The sequence below is a fragment of the Actinosynnema sp. ALI-1.44 genome, assembly GCF_001984155.1.
GTDB lineage: Bacteria > Actinomycetota > Actinomycetes > Mycobacteriales > Pseudonocardiaceae > Kibdelosporangium.
In genome coordinates, this window is record NZ_MTQO01000054.1 from 253,558 (window position 1) to 269,932 (window position 16,375).

General features: G+C 68.6%; 18 protein-coding genes. 7 read left to right on the plus strand and 11 right to left on the minus strand.

Annotated features, from left to right (window positions below):
• Positions 1 to 13: 13 nt before the first annotated feature.
• A complete protein-coding gene (locus tag ALI144C_RS48125) occupies positions 14 to 1,405 on the minus strand; it encodes a mycothione reductase (RefSeq protein WP_076994811.1) in 1,392 nt (463 codons plus the stop codon).
• A 51-nt stretch (positions 1,406 to 1,456) separates the two neighbouring features.
• Positions 1,457 to 1,984, minus strand: a complete 528-nt coding sequence (locus ALI144C_RS48130; protein WP_076994006.1) for a YbhB/YbcL family Raf kinase inhibitor-like protein — start codon at positions 1,982 to 1,984, stop codon at positions 1,457 to 1,459.
• A 139-nt stretch (positions 1,985 to 2,123) separates the two neighbouring features.
• Here ALI144C_RS48130 and ALI144C_RS48135 point away from each other — a divergent pair, with 139 nt between their 5' ends.
• Entirely contained in the window at positions 2,124 to 3,203 is a 1,080-nt protein-coding gene (locus ALI144C_RS48135) for a M48 family metallopeptidase (RefSeq protein WP_076994007.1), read from the plus strand.
• On the opposite strand, the gene ALI144C_RS48140 is transcribed toward ALI144C_RS48135, so the two are convergent.
• Positions 3,200 to 3,925 carry a M15 family metallopeptidase gene (locus ALI144C_RS48140; protein ID WP_330359658.1) on the minus strand — a complete coding sequence of 242 codons (726 nt, stop codon included), beginning with the start codon at positions 3,923 to 3,925 and terminating at the stop codon, positions 3,200 to 3,202. The genes ALI144C_RS48135 and ALI144C_RS48140 overlap by 4 nt on opposite strands.
• A 244-nt stretch (positions 3,926 to 4,169) precedes the next feature.
• On the opposite strand from ALI144C_RS48140, the gene ALI144C_RS48145 reads away from it, so the two are divergent.
• Positions 4,170 to 4,985, plus strand: coding sequence for a S1 family peptidase (locus ALI144C_RS48145; RefSeq protein ID WP_076994008.1), 816 nt, complete (start codon positions 4,170 to 4,172; stop codon positions 4,983 to 4,985).
• On the plus strand, positions 4,982 to 5,479 hold the full coding sequence (locus ALI144C_RS48150; RefSeq protein WP_076994009.1) for a tetratricopeptide repeat protein: 498 nt from the start codon (positions 4,982 to 4,984) through the stop codon (positions 5,477 to 5,479). Before ALI144C_RS48145 ends, ALI144C_RS48150 begins: the two co-directional genes overlap by 4 nt.
• Here the strand turns inward: ALI144C_RS48150 and ALI144C_RS48155 are convergent.
• Entirely contained in the window at positions 5,470 to 6,636 is a 1,167-nt protein-coding gene (locus ALI144C_RS48155) for an 8-amino-7-oxononanoate synthase (protein WP_076994010.1), read from the minus strand. The genes ALI144C_RS48150 and ALI144C_RS48155 overlap by 10 nt on opposite strands.
• A 72-nt stretch (positions 6,637 to 6,708) precedes the next feature.
• On the opposite strand from ALI144C_RS48155, the gene ALI144C_RS48160 reads away from it, so the two are divergent.
• Positions 6,709 to 7,848: a cobalt-precorrin-4/precorrin-4 C(11)-methyltransferase gene (locus ALI144C_RS48160; protein WP_076994011.1), complete on the plus strand. Its 1,140-nt coding sequence runs from the start codon at positions 6,709 to 6,711 to the stop codon at positions 7,846 to 7,848.
• A gap of 2 nt (positions 7,849 to 7,850) precedes the next feature.
• Complete coding sequence (locus ALI144C_RS48165; RefSeq protein WP_076994012.1) at positions 7,851 to 8,570, plus strand: PIG-L deacetylase family protein; 720 nt, start codon at positions 7,851 to 7,853, stop codon at positions 8,568 to 8,570.
• A gap of 45 nt (positions 8,571 to 8,615) precedes the next feature.
• Here the strand turns inward: ALI144C_RS48165 and ALI144C_RS48170 are convergent, their stop codons facing one another.
• On the minus strand, positions 8,616 to 9,776 hold the full coding sequence (locus tag ALI144C_RS48170) for an alkaline phosphatase PhoX (protein ID WP_076994013.1): 1,161 nt from the start codon (positions 9,774 to 9,776) through the stop codon (positions 8,616 to 8,618).
• A 126-nt stretch (positions 9,777 to 9,902) separates the two neighbouring features.
• Between ALI144C_RS48170 and ALI144C_RS48175 the strand changes: the two genes are divergently transcribed.
• The gene (locus tag ALI144C_RS48175; RefSeq protein WP_076994014.1) at positions 9,903 to 10,652 is read left to right on the plus strand and encodes an SDR family NAD(P)-dependent oxidoreductase; all 750 of its coding nucleotides are present in this window, start codon (positions 9,903 to 9,905) and stop codon (positions 10,650 to 10,652) included.
• A gap of 1 nt (position 10,653) precedes the next feature.
• On the opposite strand, the gene ALI144C_RS48180 is transcribed toward ALI144C_RS48175, so the two are convergent.
• From ALI144C_RS48180 to ALI144C_RS48190, 3 genes are read right to left on the minus strand one after another with little or no spacing between them, the layout of a single operon-like run.
• Entirely contained in the window at positions 10,654 to 11,034 is a 381-nt protein-coding gene (locus tag ALI144C_RS48180; protein WP_076994015.1) for a type II toxin-antitoxin system VapC family toxin, read from the minus strand.
• Entirely contained in the window at positions 11,031 to 11,285 is a 255-nt protein-coding gene (locus ALI144C_RS48185; RefSeq protein WP_076994016.1) for a type II toxin-antitoxin system Phd/YefM family antitoxin, read from the minus strand. Before ALI144C_RS48185 ends, ALI144C_RS48180 begins: the two co-directional genes overlap by 4 nt.
• Positions 11,286 to 11,340: 55 nt before the next feature.
• A complete protein-coding gene (locus tag ALI144C_RS48190; protein WP_237774668.1) occupies positions 11,341 to 12,246 on the minus strand; it encodes an alpha/beta hydrolase in 906 nt (301 codons plus the stop codon).
• Between the two features lie 84 nt (positions 12,247 to 12,330).
• Between ALI144C_RS48190 and cobA the strand changes: the two genes are divergently transcribed.
• Positions 12,331 to 13,545: a uroporphyrinogen-III C-methyltransferase gene (cobA, locus tag ALI144C_RS48195; protein ID WP_076994814.1), complete on the plus strand. Its 1,215-nt coding sequence runs from the start codon at positions 12,331 to 12,333 to the stop codon at positions 13,543 to 13,545.
• A gap of 51 nt (positions 13,546 to 13,596) precedes the next feature.
• On the opposite strand, the gene ALI144C_RS48200 is transcribed toward cobA, so the two are convergent.
• The 3 genes from ALI144C_RS48200 to ALI144C_RS48210 form a co-directional block, all read right to left on the minus strand.
• Entirely contained in the window at positions 13,597 to 15,006 is a 1,410-nt protein-coding gene (locus ALI144C_RS48200) for a DEAD/DEAH box helicase (protein WP_441297614.1), read from the minus strand.
• A 206-nt stretch (positions 15,007 to 15,212) separates the two neighbouring features.
• On the minus strand, positions 15,213 to 15,950 hold the full coding sequence (yaaA, locus tag ALI144C_RS48205) for a peroxide stress protein YaaA (RefSeq protein ID WP_076994018.1): 738 nt from the start codon (positions 15,948 to 15,950) through the stop codon (positions 15,213 to 15,215).
• Positions 15,951 to 15,965: 15 nt separating this feature from the next.
• On the minus strand, positions 15,966 to 16,316 hold the full coding sequence (locus tag ALI144C_RS48210; RefSeq protein ID WP_076994019.1) for a VOC family protein: 351 nt from the start codon (positions 16,314 to 16,316) through the stop codon (positions 15,966 to 15,968).
• Between the last annotated feature and the right edge of the window lie 59 nt (positions 16,317 to 16,375).

Genomic DNA, 16,375 nt, shown 5'->3' on the forward strand with positions numbered 1-16,375 from the left:
AAAGGTTTACCCGTTATTCCAACTCGAGCTTGAGCAGCGCGTTCTCCACGACCTCCGGCATGCCGGGGTGGATCCAGTACTGGCCGCGTGCCATCTCGTGCGCGGGCAGGCCGAAGCTCATCGCCTGGATCAACGGCTGGATCACGCTCGCCGCCTGCGGGCCCATGATGTGCGCGCCGAGCAACTGCCCGGTGACCGGGTCGGCCAGCAGCTTCACGAACCCGGTGGTGTCCTCCATCGCCCAGCCGTACGCGATGTCCGAGTAGTTCTGCACGGCCACCACGTAGCGCTGGTGGCTCGCCGCGGCCTCCCGCTCGGTCAGCCCGACCGAGGCGATCTGCGGCGACGTGAACACCGCGTGCGGCACGAACCTGTGGTCCGAGGCCTTCCTGTCCTCCGGGTGCAGGAGGTTGTGCTGCACGACTCGGGCCTCGTGGTTGGCCACGTGCTTGAGCTCGTACGGCGAACTGATGTCGCCGAGCGCGTACACGCCGTCCACAGTGGTCTGCTGGTGGTCGTCGACCACCACGTGCCCGGTCGGCACCGTCGCGATGCCCCCGGCCGTGGTGTCGAGGATGTCGGAGTTCGGCGTGCGCCCGACCGCCACCAGCAGGACGTCGGATTCGACGGTCTCCGCGCCGGACGGCCCCTCCAGGTGCAGCCTGACCACGTCACCGGCCCGTTCGGCGCGGACGGACTTGCGGTCCAGCCGCACGTCCCACCTGGCCGACGCGAGTTCGGTGAAGCGTTCCGAGATCTCGTCGTCCTCGCGACGCAGCAACGCGCCGGAGCGGGCGACAACCGTGACGTCGACGCCGTAGGACGAGAACACGTGCGCGAACTCGGCCGCGACGAACCCGCTACCGAGGATGGTCAGCTTCTCGGGCAGCTTGTCCAGCCGCATGATCGTGTCGCTGGTCTCGTAGCCGACGTCGGCGAGGCCGGGCACGTCCGGGACGACGGCGCGCCCACCCGCGGCGAGCACGAACTTCGGCGCGGTGATGGTCTCGCTCGTGCCGTCCGGCAGCGTCACCTCGAGGACCTTGGGCGCGGTGAACCTGCCGGTGCCCTCGAAGACGGTGACGTTGGCGTTGTCCGCGTGGCTGACGCGGTACTCGCGGCCCCCCGAGGCGATCGGGTCGATCCGCCCGAAGATTCGGTCGCGGATGTCGCCCCAGCGCACACCGTCCAACGTGGAGTCCACACCCAGCCGCGCACTGGCGGCGGGCGTCGCTGCCAGGTCCGCGGTGTGCACGAACATCTTCGTCGGGATGCAGCCGACGTTCAGGCACGTGCCACCGAAGACACCCTTCTCCACGATGGCCACGTTCCAGTCCCCGAAGCGCTGGTCGAGGATGGAATTGCCGGAGCCGGTACCGACTATCACCAGATCAAAGGTCCGCACAGCGACAGTCAACAACACCGGCCCCGGCGATGTTCCTGCCGGTGACCGGGCTCAGTGCTGGTAGGTGGGCACGATGATCGCCCGCGCCAGCGTGTGGAACGCCAGGTTGAAGCTCACGTACGCGGCCGACGCGCTCTCGTCGACACCGAGTTTCTCCTGGTCGACGGCGTGCACCACGAAGTAGTACCGGTGCACCTGGTCACCGGCGGGCGGCGCGGCGCCGTCGAACTTGTGGTTGGTGAAGTCGTTGCGCGTGTGGAACGCGCCTTCCGGCAGAGTGGTGTCGCTCTCCCCGGCGCCCGCGTCCAGTGACGTCACCGACGCGGGGATGTCGACGGCCAGCCAGTGCCAGAAGCCCGACGGCGTCGGCGCGTCCGGGTCGAAACAGGTCACCACGAAGCTCTTGGTGTCCGACGGGAAGCCCGACCAGCTCAGTTGCGGCGAGGTGTTGCCGCCGTCGAACACCTGTGCCTCGCCAAGCTGCTGGCCGCCGGTCACGTCGCTCGACGACACCGTGAACGACCGTACAGTGGGCAGCAGGTCGTAGGGGTCGGGCGTGACAGGGCGCTCCAGGCTCATGTTGCTACCTCCGGTAGTGAGTTCACTGATGTGGGCGTCAGGGACAACCCTGGTCTTTGCCGGGTATGCGGTCCAGTCGGCTCCCTCGTTGTCCGTTTCCGCGTACGTTGGCGTTAACCACAGGGAGAGGTTTACCACCGTGACTGAATCCGACGTCCAACAGTCGTCACCGCGCGTCCGATTCCCCGGAATCAGTCCACGCGCCTACGAACACCCCGCCGACAAGGGAGCGATGGCCACGCTGCGCTCCGTGCCCGGCGTCGCCGACGTGCTCAAGACGCTCAACGCCCTGTTCAACGAGCGGGCGGAGCGGCTGATGGCGGTGGCCTCCCACGTGCGGGTCGGTCCGTCGCAGTACCCCGTGCTCGACCGGATCCGCAACGAGGCCGCCGAGGTCCTCGACCTCGAGCAGGTCCCCAAGCTCTACGTCGCCCGCGACCCGCGCGTGATCGCGCAGACCAGGGGCATCGACGAGCCGTTCATCGTGGTGTCCTCCGGCCTGGTCGAGCTGTTCGACACCGAGGCGCTGCGGTTCGTGATCGGTCACGAGATGGGCCACGTGCTGTCCGGCCACGCGGTGCTGCTCACGCTGCTCGACCGGCTGCTGAAGCTGCAGCGCTCGGTCGCGTGGGTGCCGCTGGGCGTGATCGGCCTGCGTGCGGTCATCGCGGCGCTCTACGAGTGGCAGCGCAAGGCCGAGCTGAGCTGTGACCGCGCCGGTCTGCTCGTCGGCCAGGACCCGCAGGCGTCGCTGCGCGCGCACATGTACCTCGCGGGAGCGACCGACCTGTCGCAGATCGACATCCCGGCCTTCCTCGAGCAGGCCAAGGAGTACGAGGAAGTCGAGGACATCCGCGACAGCATCATCAAGCTGCTCGCCGTCGAGCAGCAGACGCACCCGTTCGCGGTCGTCCGCGCATCGCAGTTGCAGCGCTGGGCCGCGTCGGAGGAGTACCGCACCATCCTCACCGGCGACTACAAGCGCCGCGACGCCCAGGACGACAACCCGCTGAACGAGGACATCCAGGGTGCCGCGAAGTCCTACAAGGACTCGTGGAACAACTCGACCGACCCGCTGGTGAAGGTCTTCAGCGACGTCGGCGGCGCGCTGTCCGGTGTCGCGGACAAGGTCTTCAGCGGCTTCCGCCGTCGCCCGTCCGACGACGAGGGGAACAACGAAGGCGGCAACGGCGGCAACGGCGGGGACAAGAAGAGCTAGGTCCCGGTCGCCGAGAAGTGCATCAGGTCCTTGGGTGAGCGCCAGGTGCCGCCCCAGGTCCAGCCGATTCCGGCGAACGCGCGCTCGGCGGCGTCACCGGCCCGGATCATCCCGGGCCGGACTCTCCCGCGGTCGAGGTAGGCGGAGGCGAGCTCGGGCAGCACGAGCTCGCCTTTGCTGTACGGGTTGCAGAACGGGTTGATGTCGACTGCCAGGCCGTACGCGTGTGCCGACCAGTTCGTCTGGCCGCGTGCGGGCCTGCAGACGAACGCGGCCGTGGCGTTGCCGTCGCCGGTCGGCGGCGCGGTCAGCTCGGCCGGAGCCGTCACCCGCATCTCCTCGATCGGGAACCTCGCGTCGTACAACTTGCCGAACACGGCCGTGACCTGCTGGGCCACCTTCGCGTTCACGATCATCTCGCCGGTGTGCGGCCTGCCGTCGAAACCCCAGAACGACATCGTGAGGTAGCGCAGGTCGTCCTTGCCGACCGGGCACGCCGCCTGCCAGGTGCTGCGGGCCAGCACGTCCGGCGGGACCGGTGTGGCGGTGGATTCGTACTTGCCGTCCGCTGGTGGCGGTAGGAGATCTTTTGTCGGCAATGACCGGTTCACCAGTTCGGGCGGCGTCGGCCGGATCACCCCGAACCCGTCGGCCCGTTTCGGCAACGGAGTCCTGCCGACCTCCCACACGGGCTTGGCCGCCGTGCTGGGCGGCGGTGTCACCGGTGTGGTCTTTTCCGTTGTGGTGACAGGGATCCGGCTCGTTGTGGGTGGTGCCGGTGCCGGTTGCGAAGGGGGCTGCGCGGCCGGTTGCGCGCTGCATCCGGCTACCAGCAACAAGATCACCAACAGGGTCCGCACGGGTCCAGCTAATCACGGATGAACTCCACCCGATTCAGTGACAGCGCGTTGATCTCTTCTCACATAACGTTGACCCCGTCCAAGTGGTAGTCGGAGGGAGCACGCCATGGGGGAGAAACTCGGGGTCGGCCGAACGCTGGCGGTGGTGTGTCTCCTTGCGGGTCTTGTCGCGGCCGCGGTGCCCGCGTCGGCCGACGTGCGCATCGTCGGCGGTGAGAGAGCGAGCACGCAGGATTTCCCGTACGCCGTGTTCCTCGCGCAGCAGGACGGGTTCCAGTTCTGCGGCGGCACGCTCGCCACGAGCGAGAAGGTCGTCACCGCGGCGCACTGCGTGAAGAGCAATGAGACCACGCCCGGCGAGGTGTACGTCGTCGCCGGACGCGACGACAAGAAGGCTATGAATGCCGGTGTCATGGTGCAGGTCAAGCACATCTGGGTGCACCCGAGTTACACCGACGCGCTGAAAGGCAACGACGTGGCCGTGCTGACGCTCAGCAAGCGGATGAACGCCAAGTACGCGCCGTTGCCGATCGCCACACCGGACGACCAGTGGGCGTACGCGCCGAACACCATGGCGACCATCCTCGGCTGGGGCAGGACCTCGTCCGGCGGGCAGACCTCGCAGTACCTGCTCAAAGCGGACGTGCCGCTCGTGTCCGACGCGAGCTGCCAGCAGTCGTTCAGCAAGTTCAACGCGGCCTCGATGGTCTGCGCGGGTTACTCCCAAGGGGGGATCGACGGCTGCCAGGGCGATTCCGGCGGGCCGATGGTCGCGCACGGCAGGCTGCTCGGAATCTCCTCGTGGGGCGAGGGCTGCGCGTTGCCGAACAAGCCCGGCGTCTACACGCGTGTGATGGCGTACTACAAGGAGATCATGGAACAGCTGCGATCCACACCGCGGCTTGGCACGCTTATCGGGTGACGACGACACAAGACTGGGAAGACCGCCTCGCCGCGCTCTGGGCGGGGCTGGGCGGCTACGACGAAGCCGAGTTCAGGGCCCGGGTCGAGGCGCTGGTGGGCGAGTTGCCGCCGGACAGTCCAGTCGGTGCGTTCGAGTTGGCGTGTGCGAACGATTCGACCGGGCGGCCCGAACTGGCCGAGCCGCTTTATCGTCAGGCGCTCGAGTCCGGCTTGAGCGGCTACCGGCGGCGCCGTGCCTTGATCCAGTTGGCCAGCACGCTGCGCAACCTCGGCCGGGCTGAGGAAAGCGTGGCGTTGCTGACGGCCGAGCGCGGCCGGTCGGACCCGGACGAGTCGGTGGCGACACTGGACGACGCGCTGGACGCGTTTCTGGCGCTCGCCCTTGTGGACACCGGCCGTGAACGGGAGGCCGCCGGGCTGGCGCTGGCCGCGTTGGCTAAGCACCTGCCCCGCTACAACCGTTCGCTGGGTTACTACGCCACTCACCTTTGAGCGGCGCCTGCGGGGGCGCAGCGCGTGATGATGTCGATAGCCTTGTCGATGTCGGACTCGGTCAGGTCCGCGCGCATGGTCAGCCGCAGCCGCGAGATCTTGTCCGGCACCGACGGCGGTCGGAAACAACCGACCCACACCCCGGCGGTCCGGCACTCCTCGGCCCATTCCAGTGCGCCCGCCGGTGTGGGCACCTGGACCGAGACCACCGCGGCGTCCGGTTTCGAGACGCGGAAACCGGCCTCCCGCAAACGCATCGCCACGGTCATCGCGTTGTCCCTGACGCGCTGCGGGCGCTCAGGCTCGTCCTTGAGCGCGTTCAACGCGGCCAACGCCGCAGCCGCGCTGGACGGGGCCAGGCCGGTGTCGAAGATGAACGTACGGGCGGTCTCCACGAGGTGACGGATCACGCGGCGCGGACCAAGCACCGCACCACCTTGCGCACCAAGGGATTTCGACAACGTGATGGTGGTGATGACGTTCGGTTCCTTGATCAGACCCGCTTCCGCGACCGCGCCTCGGCCGCCGTCGCCCAGAACACCGAAACCGTGCGCGTCGTCGACAAGCAGACCGGCGTTGTGCTCGCGGCACGCTTCGGCCAGCGCGGGCAGCGGCGCCATGTCTCCGTCTACTGAGAACACCGAATCCGTCACGACCAACGCGTGCTCGGTGCGCCTCGTGGCGAGCGCGCGCTTGGTCGCGGCCGCGTCACCGTGGTTCATCACGGCGATATCCGCACGTGAGAGCCGACATCCGTCGATCAGGGACGCGTGGATGTACGCGTCGGTAACGATTGCCGAACCTTTTCCGGACAGTGCCGTGATCGCGCCGAGGTTCGCGGCGAAACCGGACGAGAACACCAAAGCCGCTTGCGCGCCACAGAAAGACGCCAGGGCGTGCTCCAGTTCGGTGTGCAGTTCGGTCGTGCCCGTGACCAGTCGTGACCCGGTCGATCCCGCGCCCCAGCGCAGCGCCGCGGCCGCCGCGGCGCCGCTCACGCGCTTGTCCCTGCTGAGGCCGAGGTAGTCGTTCCCGGCGAGGTCGAGCAGCGTCTCGTCGGCGCGGCGCGGGCGGAGTTGCCTGGTCAGACCCGCTCGGCGGCGTTCGTCCGCGCGTGTGTCGATCCAGTCGAAGACCTGCTCGCCCGTTGGTGTCACACACTGGAGTGTCGCATCGCAAGTGCCTGGGGTGAGCAAGGGAGGTGGGAAGCGTCACGGTACGGTCGCCGGGTGAGCGCAGGAATCAGCTTTGTCGGTGCGGGTCCGGGTGCCACGGATCTGATCACCGTGCGAGGCGCTCGCCGGATCGGCGAGGCCGACGTGGTGGTGTGGACGCCGAGCACCATCGAAGCCGGATGGGTGCGTGAGAACGCGAAACCCGGGGCCGAACTGATCGACCTGGCCCGGCTGGGCGACGACGAGGTGGTCGAGCTGTACCGGCGGGCGGTGCGCGACAAGCTGCGCGTGGCCCGGCTGTTGCCCGGCGATCCGGCGACGTGGGGCGGCCTGCGCGCGCAGTTGGACATCTGCGCCCGGGTTGGACTGCCTGCCGACGTCGTCGCCGGTGTGTCGCCCATGTCGGCGGCGGCCGTGTCCGTCGGCGTGTCGCTGACCGAGCCCGAATTCGCCGACTCGGTGATCATCGCGGGCCAGGAAACCACCGGAATGCCCGATCTGGCGCAGATCAAGGAGTACGCCCAGTTCGGCACGACGATGGCCGTCCTTGTCCCGGCGGCACGGGCCGCGGAACTCGCGGACGCCCTGCGCGCGGGCGGTTACGACGACGCGACCCCGGTCGTGGCGGCGTACAAGGTGAGCTGGCCGGACGAGACGGTCGTACGCACGACGATCGGCGAACTCGTCGCGACGGTGAAACAACACCGGCTCTGGCGGCACACCCTGTTCCTGGTCGGCGGCGCGGTCCGCGCGGGCAGGACGCGGCAGGCGGCGGGCGAGACAGCACGCCGTCCGGAAAGCGTGGTCCGCTGGTCACGCACCCGTAGCCGGTCAAGCTGGCGCGCGGAGACCAATCGCCCGGTAACGCCGACGGAGCCGGAGAAGCCCGCGCGGGAACACCCGGTCGAGGAAGAGAAACCGCGTCGCGTCACAGCGGTCGTCCCCGAACCGAAGCCCGCTCAGCCGAAGGCGGCCGCGGCGAGCACCCCGACGAAATCCGTGACGGCACAGGCGAAGAAGCCGCAGCCGAAGCCCGCCGTGGGTGCCGCCGCGGCCGCCAAGACCACGGCGAAGCAGTCGGCCAAGCCGACGGCGAAGACCCCGGTGGCGAAGACGGCGGCCAAGACGGTGGCCAAGTCCGCGGCGAAGAAGACAACCCGCGCCCAACCGCAGCGACCGCGCAGGAGCAGTTGACCATGGCGGACGACTACGAGCCGATGCCGACCGACTGGGAACGCGGCCTTGCGGTCGTGGCCCACCCGGATGACCTGGAATACGGCGCTTCGGCGGCGATCGCCAGCTGGGTGGACGAGGGCAAGTCGTTCGTCTACGTGCTGGCCAGTCGCGGCGAGGCGGGGATCGACGGCATGTCCCCGCAGGAATGCGGCCCCGTGCGCGAACGCGAGCAGATCGAGGCGGCACGAGTCGTCGGTGTGTCCGAAGTGGAATTCCTTGATCACGAGGACGGTGTGATCGAGTACGGCGTGCCCCTGCGCCGGGACCTGGCGTCGGCGATCCGCAGGCACAAGCCGGAACTGGTGGTGACCCTGCACTACGGGCCGTTCTGGCCGAACGGGGCCCGCAACTCGCCCGACCACCGGAACGTCGGCGAAGCCCTGCTCGACGCGGTGGGCGACGCGGGAAACCGCTGGATCTTCCCCGAGCTGAACCAGGAGCCCTGGAACGGAGTCCGCTGGATAGCGGTGGCCGACGGGCTGGCAGCGACACACGCGGTGGCCGTTGAGTCCAGTTTGGACCGTGGAGTGGCCTCGCTGCGGGCACACCGGGCATACCTCGAAGGACTGGGCGAAGGCGCGATGTCCGACGCGGACACCTTCCTGCGTGACGCGGCAAGGCAGGCAGGAGAACGGTTCGGCGGACGACCGGCGGTCCCGTTCAGGCTCCACCCGGCCTGACGGGACGTGGTTGCCGGCAGGGCCGACAACCACTCCCGACCGCGATCAGACCCGGAAGGGCCCTGTCACCTCATAGGTGATCCCGCCACTGCTGCTCCCCGAGGTTCCGCGCTGCGAGGAGAAGTACAGCCGCTTGCCGTTGGGGCTGAAGGCAGGGCCGGTGATCTCGGAGCTGTTCTGCCCGTTGATCCGCAGGAACGGCGCGACGACGGCGTTCGGCGTGATGATGCAGATCTCCATGTTGCCGCCGTCCTCGGCGACGAAGAGATCTCCGGTGCTGGACCGTGTCACGTTGTCCACACCGGTCAACGGGGGCGTGCCGGGGCTGACCAACGAGTCGTCGTAGGTCAGGCTGATCGAACTGTTGACGGCGTCGTACGCCCACACGCGGTTGTCGCCCTTGGTCGTGAACCAGCAGACGCCTGCGGCGTAGTAGCACCCTTCGCCGCCGTTGAACCGCTTTGTGCCGGAGACCTGGTTTCGCGTGGCCGTCGAGCCACCGGCCGGGTCAGGGACCTGCTTCCAGGTCACCGGCCCACTGGTGGCCGAGGTCGCGCCGATCATCACTTCGAGTCGTCCGGCTGACAGGTCGCCCCACGTCGTGGGGATGAACCGGTAGAACGCGCCGTCCGACACGTCCTCCGTCAGGTAGATGGCTTTCCGGTCCGGGTCGGCCGCGCATGCCTCGTGCTTGAACCGGCCCATCGCCGGGCGGCGCACCGCTGCCTTCACGCCCCACGGATCGGTCTCGTAGACGTAGCCGCGGTCGACTTCCTCGCAGGACAACCAGGTGTTCCACGGGGTCGCACCACCCGCGCAGTTCACGTTCGTCGCCGACAGGGTCCGATAGGCGCCGGTGATGGTGCCGTTCGCGTCGAACTTGATGGAGCCGACACCTCCGGTGATGGCGACTTCGCTGTTGGACGTGTAGATCCACCCCGCGCCGTCGGCGAAACACGCGCCGCCGTCAGGTGCTGGGTGCCAGGTGTATGACGTGCCCGTCACGCGCTGTCCGGTGCGCGCGACAACTCGACTGGTGAAGCCGCTCGGCAACGAGATGCCGTTCGCGTCCGCGGCTTGCAGTGGCCCGTACGGGCTGGGGCCTGGTTGTGCTGTGGCGGCGAAGGCGTCGTGCCAGGACGCTCCGCCGAAGGCCGCGGCAGCGGCTCCGACAACTCCCACTCTTAAGAAGTCTCGACGTTCCACAGGTGGGCACTCCTGTTCGCGGTGGGTGCAAAGTCAGTAGTGACGAGCATCGAGGCTAAACCGGCGCGGTGAAGGTCACGCCAACAACCGGCGAATGGGACGGGGCCAACCTGGTTGGATGACCCCATGACCACACCTGTTGCTGTGATCACCGGTGCCGCACAAGGAATCGGCCGTCAGGTCGCGCGGACGTTGGCCGAACGCGGATATGCCACCGTACTCACTGATCTCCGTCAACCCGAGGAACCCGGTGCGTTGGCGGTGGCTGGGGACGTCAGCAACCCGGAGGACGTCGCCGCCCTGGCGCAACGGGTTCGTGCCGAGTTCGGACGCGTCGACGTGCTGGTGAACAACGCGGGGGTGTCGCTGCTCCAACCGGCCGAGGACACGACCGTCGAGCAGTGGCGCCAGGTGCTCGACGTGAACCTGACCGGTCCGTTCCTGCTGTGCCAGGAATTCGGCAGGGACATGTTGGCGGCGGGGGCGGGGTCGATCGTGAACATCGCGTCGGTCGCCGGTCTGCGGGGCTTCTCCGACCGTGCCGCGTACAGCGTGAGCAAGCACGGCCTGATCGGGCTGACCAGGGCACTGGCCGCGGAGTGGGGCGGCAGGGGAGTACGGGTCAACGCCGTGTGCCCCGCCTGGGTCAAGACCGAGATGGACGTGGCCGACCAGGCCAACGGCGGCTACACCGACGAGGACATCGTCGGCCAGGTCCCGATGGCCCGGTTCGCCGCCCCCGGCGACATCGCCTCAGCCGTGGCCTTCCTGGCAGATCCGGCACTGTCGGGGTACGTCAACGGTGTGGCGTTGCCGGTCGACGGCGGCTGGACGTCCGACGGCAGTTGGACGTCGCTGCGCCAGCGCAAGCGCTGAGTCACCTGGCAGGAAGGATCGGCACGTCGTAGGCGGATATCGCCTTGTCCGCCGTCACCAGGGTCAGTCCCTCGCACCGCGCCTGAGCGATCAGCAACCGGTCGAAGGGGTCCTTGTGGTGCAACGGCAGATCGCGGACCGCGACCGCGTGGTCGCCGACCACGGGGAGCTCCTGGAAGTACTGGTCACGCATGTGCTGCCGAAGATCGCCGTCGACCTTGAGCTTGCCGGTCGACTGTTTGATCGAGATCTCCCACATGGTTGCCACGGACACCACCGAATCGTTCTCGGCCTCGGCGATGGCGTTCTCGGCGGACTCGGCGAGATCGCCGGACCCGGACAACCACCAGAGCAACACATGCGTGTCGAGCAGAAGCCTCATGCGGGGTTCGCCGGGTCGCCCGAGTAGAAGAGGTCGATGAGCTCATCGGGTGTCTCGTCGAAGTCCGGAGCCATCCAGATCTTGCCCCGCATGGAGCCTGGCTGGCGGCGCACGGCAGGGCGCTGGACCGGGACAAGGCGGGCGACGGGAGTCCCGTTGCGGGCGATGATCACGTCCTCGCCCTGGGCTGCTTGGTCAAGCAGCTGGGAGAGGCGTGTCTTCGCCTCGTAGACGTTCACTTGCACGGCCATGCGACCATCATACAATGTGGTTGGTCTAGTCTGACCAACCAATCACATGGTGACCCTATCGGGCCAGCCACTTGTCGACCTCGGTCAGCGCCTTGGTCCGGACCGCCTCGGCGGACAGGAACAGGTCGTGCATGCCGTCGGCGATCTCCACGACCGTGACGTCGTGGCCGAGACCCGGTGCGAACCGGACCATGTCGGCGACGTCGAGCACGGTGTCCGCGGTCATCGCGGCCGGTGTCCACGTCTTCGTGCGCAGCAGGCTGCGGCTGGAGTGCATCACCAGGACCGGCGCCTCGACGTTCAGCCCGGCCTGGAGCTTGGCGTGGCCGATCCTGATCGCCCGCAGCCAGCCTGCCAGCACCGGGAACGCGGTGAGCGGCTTGAGCCTGAGGTCGAAGTCCCACTCGCCGTGGTGGTCCTTGTGGATGCTCTCGCCGTAGACGCCGCCGAGGCCCTTGCGCAGCTCCAGCCTCGGGTAGAAGCCGCCGACCGACCTGATCAGCGACGTCCCGACGGTCCTGGCCAGGCGCGGCTCGGCCAGTTCGAACCACGGGCTGTTGAGCACGAGCCCGTCGACCGGCAGCGTCGGCCGCGCGTCCAGCCACAGCGGCGTGATCAGTCCACCGGTGGAGTGCGCCATCACCGTGAAGCGGAGGTGGCCGTCCTTGCGGAGCTCCTCGGCGGCCGCGTCCAGCTCCTCGTAGTACAGGCTGACGTCGAGGATGAAGTGCGGGATGTCGCCGTCCCGCAGTGAGCGGCCGCAGTAACGCAGGTCGATGGCGTAGAAGTCGTAGCCCTGTGCGGTGAAGTGCTCGGCGACGTGTCGCTGGAAGAAGTAGTCGGCGAAGCCGTGCACGTAGAGGATCGCGCCACGGGTCACGCCTTCGGCGGGCACCCGCACGAGGGTCGCGATGCTGCCGTTGCGCAGTGGCAGCGTGCGCGCGTCGAAATCGTTGCTCACTTCGGGCACATTAGCGGGTGGTTGTGATGAATTCGACGGCCGCGGTGGCGCGAGTCATGGCGATGACCAGGCATGCTGTCCGGCATGCACAACGAGCCGCATTACCTGGCCGGGCTCTCGCTGGCTGGTCGCCGGGTTGTCGTCGTCGGCGCGGGGACGGTCGCGCAGCGCCGTCTGCCCCGCCTCGTGTCCGCTGGCGCACGGGTGGAGGTGGTGGCGCCTGAGGCGACACCGGCCGTCCAGGCGATGGCGGACAACGACGAGATCATCTGGCACAAGCGGCCGTATCAGCACGGCGACCTCGCTGACGCCTGGTACGTGGTGAGTTGTGCGTCCGGTGCGGACGTCAACGCGGCTGTCTCGGCGGAAGCCGAAGAGGTCCGCGTGTTCTGTGTACGCGCCGACGCGGGCACCGAGGGAAGCGCAGTCACACCTGCGGTCGGCGACCACGACGGTCTGCTTGTCGGCGTGCTCGCGGGCGGTGAATACCGCCGCTCTGGCGCGGTACGCGACGAACTGCTCGACGCCCTGCGTTCGGGGCGGATCGAGGCCCGTCCGGCGGCCACCGAGCTGCCCGGTGTGGCGCTCGTCGGCGGCGGTCCCGGCGACCCCGACCTGATCACGGTCCGCGGCCGACGGTTGTTGGCACGCGCGGATGTCGTTGTGGCGGACCGGCTCGCGCCCCGTGAACTGCTGGACGAACTCCCGCCGCAGGTCGAGGTGGTCGACGCCGCGAAGATCCCGTACGGGCGCGCGGCGAGCCAGGACGTGATCAACCAGACCCTGGTCGAGAACGCGTTGGCGGGGAAGTTCGTGGTTCGCCTGAAAGGGGGCGATCCGTACGTTTTCGGCCGCGGCTTCGAGGAACTGATCGCGTGTGCCAAGGCGGGTGTCCCGGTCACCGTGGTCCCGGGCGTCACGTCCGCGTTCGCCGCGCCCGCGGTGGCCGGTGTCCCGGTCACTCACCGGGGCGTCGCCCATGAGGTCGTGGTCGTCTCCGGGCACGTCGGACCGGGTTCCGATGCGTCCCTTGTGGACTGGCCTGCGCTTGCGCGGCTGCGCGGGACGATCGTGTTGCTGATGGGGGTCGAGCGGATCGGCGAGTTCGCCGACGCGCTGCTCGACGGCGGCCGTCCGGCGGACACCCCGGCCGCCGTCGTCCAGGAGGCGACCACCCGAACCCAACGCGTCGTCAAGTCCACTTTGGACAAAGTGGCTGAGGACGTTCGGGCCGCGGGGATCCGGCCACCGGCGATCATCGTCATCGGTCCGGTGGCAGGCCTGACCGAACTGGGCTGAGACATGAGTGAAGCCCGGCCGCTCGGGCCGGGCTTCACTGGTGTTCGGTGGTTATTCCGCGCCGACCTTGCGCGCGCCGCCGCGGTTGCTGTCCCGCTTGCCGCGGAACGGGCGGCTGGCGCCCTGGCCGGAGCCCTCACGCTTGCGGTCGCCGGAGAACTTCCGCTCGCCGTTGAACTTGCGGTGGCCGCCGCCGTTGCCCTTGAAGCCACCGGAACGGGGGCCCTTGGGACGACGAGGCTCGATCACACGCTCCGGAACCGGCTCGCCACTGGGCGTACGCGCACCGGTGATCTTGATCAGTTCCGCGTCGCCGGGGCGGACGCGGAGGTTGCGGGCACGCACACCCGCACGTTCGGTCATCCGGCGGACAGTGTTGCGCTGATCGGGCGTGATCAGCGTGACGACCGTGCCGGACTGGCCGGCCCGCGCCGTGCGGCCCGCGCGGTGCAGGTAGTCCTTGGGGTCCGCAGGCGGGTCCACGTGCACGACCAGGCTGATGTCGTCGACGTGGATGCCGCGTGCGGCGACGTCCGTCGCGATCAGGACCGGTGTGTGGCCGTCCTTGAACTCGGCGAGCACGCGGGTACGTGCTCCCTGGGCCTTGCCGCCGTGCAACGCGCCCGCGTTGACACCGATCGAACGCAGCCGGGTCGCGAGCCGGTCCACGTGGTGCTTGGTGCGCACGAACATGATCGTGCGGCCCTCACGAGCGGCCATCTCCGCGATCACGGCAGGCTTGTCCTCACGGGAAACCTGCAGCACGTGGTGGTCCATTGTGGTCACGCTGGCCGTCGCGGGTGCGACGGAGTGGGTGACCGGGTTCTTCATGTACTGCCTGATCAACTGGTCGACGTCACCGTCGAGGGTGGCGGAGAACAGCAGCCGCTGGCCCGTCGGGTCGGTCAGGTCCATGATCTCGCGGACCTGCGGCAGGAAGCCCATGTCCGCCATCTGGTCCGCCTCGTCGATCGCGGTGTAGCGGATGTCGTGCAGGGTCACGGTGCCCTGGCGGACGTGGTCGGACAGCCTGCCGGGGGTGGCGATCAGCAGATCGACACCGCGGCGCAACGCGTCCGCCTGCTTGACGAACGACATGCCGCCGACCGCCGCGCGGCACCACAGGCCGAGCGCACGGGCCAACGGCGACAGCGCGTCACTGACCTGGAGGGCCAGTTCCCGCGTCGGGACGAGGATGAGCGCGCGCGGCCGTTTCGGCTTGGCGCGGCCACCATCCAGTTGGGACAGCAGCGCCAGGCCGAAGGCAAGGGTCTTGCCTGAGCCGGTCTGCGCCCGGCCGAGCACGTCCTTGCCCGCGAGGGCGTCGGGCAGTGTCGCGGCCTGGATGGGGAAGGGTTCGGTGATACCGGCCTCGGCGAGGGCGGTGAGCAACGGCTGGGACAGGCCCAACTGGTCGAACTTCGGTGACACGAAGACCTCTCGGGAAGTGGCACGTCCCAAGCAGGTGTTTCCAGCCGGACGAGCCCGGCGCACGAATGCGCCGCATGGATTGGGGAAATGCCGCGGCCGGTTGTGCGGCCGCTCCTAGTAGTACTGATCAGCTTACCTGAAGGCCAACCCGCGTCTCGAACCGATTACTCCCGGCTGTGACGTAGCGAACTCCTCCAGCAGGCGCCGATCGCGCTTCGCCTGTACGGCAATGCTACTCAGATCACCAGCTCGAGCGAGTCCGGCCCGGTCTGTTCCAGCCGGAGATCCGCTTTGGCCGCAACGGTTGTCATCTTGCGCAGAGTGTCCGGTTCGCCTGGCGCACACGCCAGCGCCCTGGCCAGTTTGCCCTTGTGCGCCTTGTTGAAATGCGTCACCGCGAGCCTGCGGCCGCCGCTCTCCTCGCTGACGACGCGGACCGTCACCGCCCCGGGAATCCTGGCCAGCCCGGCATACGGCCCGGAACGCATGTCGACCACCAGGCCGTCCAGCCCGGCGAGGACCGGCTCCAGCGCCGGGCGCCACAGCGCGCCCAACGGCCCGACACCCGGAATCGAGCTGGATGCCGACAGCCGGTACGCGGGCACGGGATCGTCCGCACGCACCAGGCCGAACAACGCCGAAGCCACCGCGAGCCGCCTGGCGGCACGTTTGTGCTGCGCAGGCTTCATGCCGTGGACGTCCAACGCGTCGTAGAGCACACCGGTGTAGCGCGACAAGGCGGGCATCGTCGGCGACGAGCGCAACGCCGCGTTCCGGGCCACCTCGCCGGACTGGCGCTCCGACAGGCCGAGCGCGGCCAGGCTGGCCGGTACGTCGCGGGCCAGATCGGCCAGCGCCGACACCAGCTTCTCCCGCACCGGGTCCAGCTCGGGGAAAGACAGCGCGGACAGGTCGAGCGAGGGGCCGTTGCCACCCTCGGCCTTGGTCTCCGACGGGGGAAGCAGCACGAGCACGACCAGGGAGTTTACTCACTGCTCCGATTGGCCCACGCAGAAGACGTTCCCGGCCGGGTCGGCCAGCACGGTCCACGCCAGCCCCGGCACGTTCTGCTCGTCCACGATCGTCGCACCGAGCCCGACCAGCCGGTCGACCTCGCCCGCTCTGTCCTCGGTGTGCAGGTCGAGGTGGACTCTGTTCTTTCCGTCGAGCCCCTCGGACACGCGTTGCAGGCCGAGCCCGACGCCCGACGAGTCCCACGGGGCCAGCATGACGAAGTGGCCCTCGTAGTCGCTCGCGACCTTGGTGTTGAGCGCCGCCACCCAGAATTCCGCCAGGTCACGGGGCTCGGCGCAGTCGATGGTGACCATCTTCAGATGCATGGCGCGAACGCTAGACCCGGGGTACGACAGTTTCGCGCAATCCAGGCTTGAGCCGCGGC

What these genes read in the sequence shown, in the direction of transcription:
- ALI144C_RS48130 (WP_076994006.1), bottom strand. Translation starts at nt 1,984, where the DNA reads ATGAGCCTGGAGCGCCCTGTCACGCCCGACCCCTACGACCTGCTGCCC.
- ALI144C_RS48145 (WP_076994008.1), top strand. Translation starts at nt 4,170, where the DNA reads ATGGGGGAGAAACTCGGGGTCGGCCGAACGCTGGCGGTGGTGTGTCTC.
- ALI144C_RS48165 (WP_076994012.1), top strand. Translation starts at nt 7,851, where the DNA reads ATGGCGGACGACTACGAGCCGATGCCGACCGACTGGGAACGCGGCCTT.
- ALI144C_RS48175 (WP_076994014.1), top strand. Translation starts at nt 9,903, where the DNA reads ATGACCACACCTGTTGCTGTGATCACCGGTGCCGCACAAGGAATCGGC.
- ALI144C_RS48180 (WP_076994015.1), bottom strand. Translation starts at nt 11,034, where the DNA reads ATGAGGCTTCTGCTCGACACGCATGTGTTGCTCTGGTGGTTGTCCGGG.
- ALI144C_RS48185 (WP_076994016.1), bottom strand. Translation starts at nt 11,285, where the DNA reads ATGGCCGTGCAAGTGAACGTCTACGAGGCGAAGACACGCCTCTCCCAG.
- cobA (WP_076994814.1), top strand. Translation starts at nt 12,331, where the DNA reads ATGCACAACGAGCCGCATTACCTGGCCGGGCTCTCGCTGGCTGGTCGC.
- ALI144C_RS48210 (WP_076994019.1), bottom strand. Translation starts at nt 16,316, where the DNA reads ATGCATCTGAAGATGGTCACCATCGACTGCGCCGAGCCCCGTGACCTG.